Here is a 5,545-nt window from a genome sequence, read left to right as displayed (position 1 = left end):
ACCGCTCTTCCGATCTGCGAAGTTCTTAATTTAATGAAGCAGTTAGCAACAAAACATCAAACGATGCTGGTTGTAACACATGAGATGCAGTTTGCAAAAGAAGTCGCTGACAGAGTGATCTTCATGGCAAATGGACATATTGTTGAGCAAGGTTCTCCACAGGATATTTTCGATAATCCACAGGATCCTCAACTCAGAAAGTTCCTTAATCAAGTTGGTCTTGATTAAAGATCTAACGCAGTGAACTAAAGATCCTTGAGATTTTATTTACACTACGTATAATCGGCCGACCGGAATTTAGGTAAACCCAATCATTGACTCTTTTTGTGACAGTGATTACAATTCCGCCTCTTTGTTGAGAGGCGTCGGTCGTTCTTTCTACTTATAGAGAGATACATTGTGCCCACGCCGGGTTAACAAGAACCTAAAACTACTGATCAGTAAAGGTATTTAAAATGAAACGCACTTTTCAACCTACAGTTCTAAAGCGCAAGCGTACTCACGGCTTCCGTGCACGCATGGCGACTAAGAACGGTCGTGCAACAATCAATGCACGTCGTGCTAAAGGCCGTAAGCGTCTTTCTAAGTAATCTTTGATTATTTTGAATAAGCTAGCCTTCTGTCGGGAGTTACGTTTGTTAACTCCCGAACACTATCAAAACGTTTTCCAGCAAGCTCATCGTGCTGGTTCTCCTCATTTCACCATCATTGCTCGTAATAATTCACTTTCTCATCCTCGTCTAGGTTTGGCCGTTCCAAAAAAGCAAATCAAAACTGCGGTTGGAAGAAATCGTTTTAAACGTCTCGCCCGTGAAAGCTTTCGTAACAGTCAACATCAACTTCCTAACAAAGATTTTGTTGTCATCGCTAAAAAGAGCGCGCAAGATTTAAGCAATGAAGAAATATTCAAGCTATTCGATAAATTATGGCTTCGCCTGTCTCGCCCTTCGCGTGGATAGCGCTAATACCCATCTATTTTTATAGATGGTTTATTAGCCCACTCATCGGCCCACGCTGCCGATTTACTCCAACCTGTTCTTTATATGCGATAGAAGCGTTGAAAGCTCACGGTTTTGTAAAAGGGTGTTGGTTATCAGGCAAACGTCTATTAAAATGCCACCCTATGAATGAAGGGGGTTTTGACCCCGTTCCACCAGTCCAAAAACAAGACAGAGATTAATAACGATGGATTCTCAACGTAATATCCTGCTAATTGCTTTGGCTTTGGTTTCTTTTTTACTATACCAACAATGGCAAGTAGCAAAGGCTCCAGCTCCACAAACAGTTGAACAGGCACAATCTAACGGCTCACTACCGGCACCATCTTTTGCTGATGACCTCGATCCTGCTCCTGGTCAATCGTCTGCGTCAGCACAAACAATTACAGTGACTACGGATGTCCTAACTCTGTCTATCGACACGGTTGGTGGTGATGTTATTGCTGCGGACTTAAATCAATACGACGAAGAGTATGATTCTGAAGAATCGTTTGTTTTACTGAGAAATACTCAAGGGCATCAATTTATTGCGCAAAGTGGCTTAGTCGGTCCTCAAGGCATCGATTTAAGCAGCTCAAATCGCCCTAACTACCAAGTTTCAGCAGACAGCTTTACTTTAGCTGATGGCCAAGATGAACTGCGTATTCCAATGACGTTCCAAGCGAATGGCATTGATTACGTTAAAACGTTTATTCTTAAGCGCGGCAGTTATGCTATTGATGTGACTTTTGATGTTGCTAACAACTCTGGCAACAATGCCACTGTTGGTATGTACGCTCACTTACGTCAAACCGTTCTAGATGACGGCGGTAGCTTAACAATGCCAACTTATCGTGGCGGTGCGTACTCAACTGAAGATACTCGCTATAAAAAGTACAGCTTTAGTGACATGCAAGATCGCAACCTATCTATCAACCTACCTAACGGTCAAGGTTGGGCGGCGATGATTCAACACTACTTTGCGACGGCGTGGATTCCTCGTGATGAACCAGGCACCAGCTTATACACTCGTGTGATTGGTAACCTGGCTGATATTGGTGTTCGTATGCCAAACAAAACCATCGCTACAGGCGAAAGCACACAGTTTGAAAGCACGCTATGGGTTGGTCCAAAACTTCAAGATCAAATGGCGGAAGTTGCACCAAGCTTAGATCTCGTTGTGGATTACGGTTGGTTATGGTTCATTGCTAAACCACTTCATACATTGCTTTCGTTCATCCAAGGTCTGGTTGTTAACTGGGGTCTGGCCATCATCTGTCTAACCTTCATTGTTCGTGGTGCTATGTACCCACTGACAAAAGCTCAGTACACATCAATGGCAAAAATGCGCATGCTTCAACCTAAGTTGACAGCGATGCGTGAGCGTATTGGCGACGACCGCCAGCGTATGAGCCAAGAAATGATGGAATTGTATAAGAAAGAGAAAGTAAACCCACTCGGTGGCTGTTTACCTATCATCTTACAAATGCCAATCTTCATTTCACTGTATTGGGCCCTGATGGAGTCTGTTGAATTACGTCACTCGCCATTCTTTGGTTGGATTAATGACTTATCAGCACAAGACCCTTACTACATCTTGCCACTTCTGATGGGCGCTTCAATGTTCCTTATTCAGAAAATGAGCCCAACGACTGTAACGGATCCAATGCAGCAGAAGATCATGACCTTTATGCCGGTTATGTTTACTTTCTTCTTCTTGTTCTTCCCTTCAGGTTTGGTTCTTTACTGGCTAGTATCGAACATCGTAACGCTTATCCAGCAAACGTTAATTTATCGTGCACTGGAAAAGAAAGGCTTACATTCTAAGTAAGACTTAATATAGAAAGAAAGGCGACCTTTTGGTCGCCTTTTTGTTTTTCGCTGATTACAATTGCGTTAATGACTATCAATTTCATCGAACAAGCGATTTGGCAAAATTATGACTACAGATACGATTGTTGCTCAAGCAACAGCACCAGGCCGAGGCGGTGTTGGGATTATTCGTGTTTCAGGGCCTCTTGCAACACAGGTCGCCCTAGAAGTAACAGGTAAAGCTCTAAAGCCACGTTATGCCGAGTATCTCGCTTTTAAAGCAGAGAATGGCGCAGAGCTCGACCAAGGTATTGCCCTGTTTTTTCCAAACCCTCACTCCTTTACAGGTGAGGATGTTCTTGAACTGCAAGGTCATGGTGGACCTGTTGTGATGGATATGCTTATCAAACGGATATTGTTAATCCCTGGAGTACGCGCAGCAAAACCTGGGGAGTTTTCAGAACGAGCATTTTTGAATGACAAAATGGACTTAACGCAAGCTGAGGCAATAGCAGACCTCATCGACGCCAGTTCTGAAGAAGCGGCTAAATCGGCACTACAATCCCTTCAAGGTGAATTTTCAAATCGTATCAATACCTTAGTGGATTCTTTGATCCATTTACGAATCTATGTCGAAGCGGCCATCGATTTCCCAGAAGAAGAAATTGATTTTCTAGCTGACGGAAAAGTCTCCGCAGACCTACAAACCATCATTGATAATCTTGAAGCGGTACGTAAAGAAGCCAATCAAGGTGCACTCATGCGCGAAGGCATGAAAGTCGTGATTGCAGGTAGGCCCAACGCCGGAAAATCCAGCTTACTGAATGCTCTTTCGGGCAAAGAAAGCGCTATTGTGACTGAAATCGCTGGCACAACCCGTGATGTACTTCGCGAACACATTCATCTTGATGGTATGCCGCTGCACATCATCGACACAGCAGGGTTGCGAGATGCCTCTGACGAGGTTGAAAAAATTGGTATAGAGCGCGCTTGGGATGAAATAAAACAGGCCGACCGCGTGCTATTCATGGTCGATGGAACAACAACAGACGCCACTGATCCTTCGGATATTTGGCCTGATTTTGTCGATAAGCTGCCAGAAGATCTTGGTATAACGGTGATTAGAAACAAAGCCGATCAAACACAAGAAGATTTGGGGATTTGTCACGTCAATTCACCGACCTTGATCCGCCTATCAGCCAAAACAGGTCAAGGCGTTGATGCCCTGCGTACACACCTAAAAGAGTGCATGGGATTCTCTGGCGGCCATGAAGGAGGCTTCATGGCTCGTAGACGTCATTTAGAGGCGCTTAACCATGCCGCGCAACACTTGAATATCGGTCAGCAACAGCTTGAAGGGTACATGGCTGGTGAAATATTGGCTGAGGAGTTAAGGCTGACACAGCAATATCTCAACGAAATCACCGGGGAATTTAGCTCTGATGATTTGCTCGGACAGATTTTCTCTTCATTTTGTATTGGGAAATAACAGCTTAGGTAAATAATGGCTTTGGTCAACAAGCACCTACGTAGTACTTAACAAGGAAAAGCGTCAATGATTCATATAATTACAGGCAGTACATTAGGTGGGACAGAGTATGTAGGGGACCACATCAGTGACCAACTAACAGCAAATGGAATAGAGGTTACGGTTCACAATCAGCCTTCTTTAGAGGCGATACCAGCATCCGGAACTTGGCTGATAGTGACCTCAACACATGGTGCGGGTGACTATCCTGACAATATTCAGCCTTTTATCCACGCGCTACAATCCACTCCACCAAAGATGGTTGATGTTCGTTACTCCGTCATTGCGATCGGGGACTCAAGCTATGATACCTTCTGCAATGCAGGCAAACATGCCGATGAATTACTGGCAGATATAGGGGCAACTCGCTTATCAAACTGCTTACTAATTGATGTTCTCAACACGCCAGTTCCTGAAGATGAAGTGGATATTTGGCTCTCTTTGCATCAAGATCAACTTAAATAAACAAGATAAAATGAAGAAAAGTGACCGTCATGGTCACTTTTTTTTGCTTCGAATATGATCTGTGCATAACTTAATGAAGAAAAAAACAGACTGTTCGAACAAAAAACAGTCAAATCATCTGTGGATAAATCATAGGATATACCGTTATGATCCTATAGTTATCCCAATAACAACTTTATAGCCTCCGCCCCCCTGTGTATAAGCACTGTTTTTGATCCCAACCAATCCTCATCTTGATCAAGGTTAGATCACAACAATTGATCCATAAAAAACGCATGATCTTGTTGATCATTTTTAACTTATCCACAGAAAATGACTTCCTTAATAATAGATCTAGTAAAAGATCTCTATAAAGATCTTATATATATTAAGAGATCGATTAAAAATGAAAAATTGATAATTTCGTTTTTCTATTCCATTAAAAAAGGTAGAATGTCGCTCTTTTATCTCTCCATAATTTCGCTTGATTACTTAAGGTTTACACATGCTTTACCATGAAAGATTTGATGTCATCGTTGTTGGTGGTGGTCACGCTGGAACAGAAGCTGCCCTTGCCGCAGCACGTACTGGACAAAACACACTTCTGCTAACACACAACATTGATACCTTAGGAGCAATGTCATGTAATCCTGCCATCGGTGGTATTGGCAAAGGTCATTTAGTCAAAGAAGTCGATGCGATGGGTGGCTTAATGGCCAAAGCGATTGATCATGCGGGTATACAATTTAGAACTCTGAACGCATCAAAAGGAGATCGGAAGAGC

7 protein-coding genes and 1 pseudogene are annotated in these 5,545 nt (G+C 43.0%); all 8 read left to right on the top strand.

Annotation, left to right across the window (positions count from 1 at the left end; translation table 11 throughout):
* Window positions 1–228, top strand: a pseudogene (locus ACP45E_RS04515) (amino acid ABC transporter ATP-binding protein); the annotation flags it as partial.
* Between the two features lie 227 nt (window positions 229–455).
* Window positions 456–590, top strand: coding sequence for a 50S ribosomal protein L34 (gene rpmH, locus ACP45E_RS04510; RefSeq protein ID WP_004735800.1), 135 nt, complete (start codon window positions 456–458; stop codon window positions 588–590).
* 45 nt (window positions 591–635) lie between these two features.
* A complete protein-coding gene (rnpA, locus tag ACP45E_RS04505) occupies window positions 636–959 on the top strand; it encodes a ribonuclease P protein component (protein WP_017034367.1) in 324 nt (107 codons plus the stop codon).
* Window positions 926–1,180: a membrane protein insertion efficiency factor YidD gene (gene yidD, locus ACP45E_RS04500; protein ID WP_083188625.1), complete on the top strand. Its 255-nt coding sequence runs from the start codon at window positions 926–928 to the stop codon at window positions 1,178–1,180. Before rnpA ends, yidD begins: the two co-directional genes overlap by 34 nt.
* 5 nt (window positions 1,181–1,185) lie before the next feature.
* The gene (gene yidC / locus ACP45E_RS04495; protein ID WP_017034368.1) at window positions 1,186–2,808 is read left to right on the top strand and encodes a membrane protein insertase YidC; all 1,623 of its coding nucleotides are present in this window, start codon (window positions 1,186–1,188) and stop codon (window positions 2,806–2,808) included.
* 108 nt (window positions 2,809–2,916) lie between these two features.
* The gene (mnmE, locus tag ACP45E_RS04490; protein WP_017034369.1) at window positions 2,917–4,278 is read left to right on the top strand and encodes a tRNA uridine-5-carboxymethylaminomethyl(34) synthesis GTPase MnmE; all 1,362 of its coding nucleotides are present in this window, start codon (window positions 2,917–2,919) and stop codon (window positions 4,276–4,278) included.
* A gap of 66 nt (window positions 4,279–4,344) precedes the next feature.
* Window positions 4,345–4,782, top strand: coding sequence for an FMN-binding protein MioC (gene mioC, locus ACP45E_RS04485; RefSeq protein ID WP_017034370.1), 438 nt, complete (start codon window positions 4,345–4,347; stop codon window positions 4,780–4,782).
* A gap of 484 nt (window positions 4,783–5,266) precedes the next feature.
* Window positions 5,267–5,545, top strand: a 279-nt coding sequence (locus tag ACP45E_RS04480; RefSeq protein ID WP_141707223.1) for an FAD-dependent oxidoreductase, incomplete at its 3' end; no start/stop codon positions are given.

It is taken from the genome of Vibrio genomosp. F10 str. 9ZD137 (assembly GCF_049974785.1).
GTDB lineage: Bacteria > Pseudomonadota > Gammaproteobacteria > Enterobacterales > Vibrionaceae > Vibrio.
The sequence above is the reverse complement of the archived record's forward strand: the minus strand, read 5'-3'. Positions and strand labels throughout refer to the sequence as shown.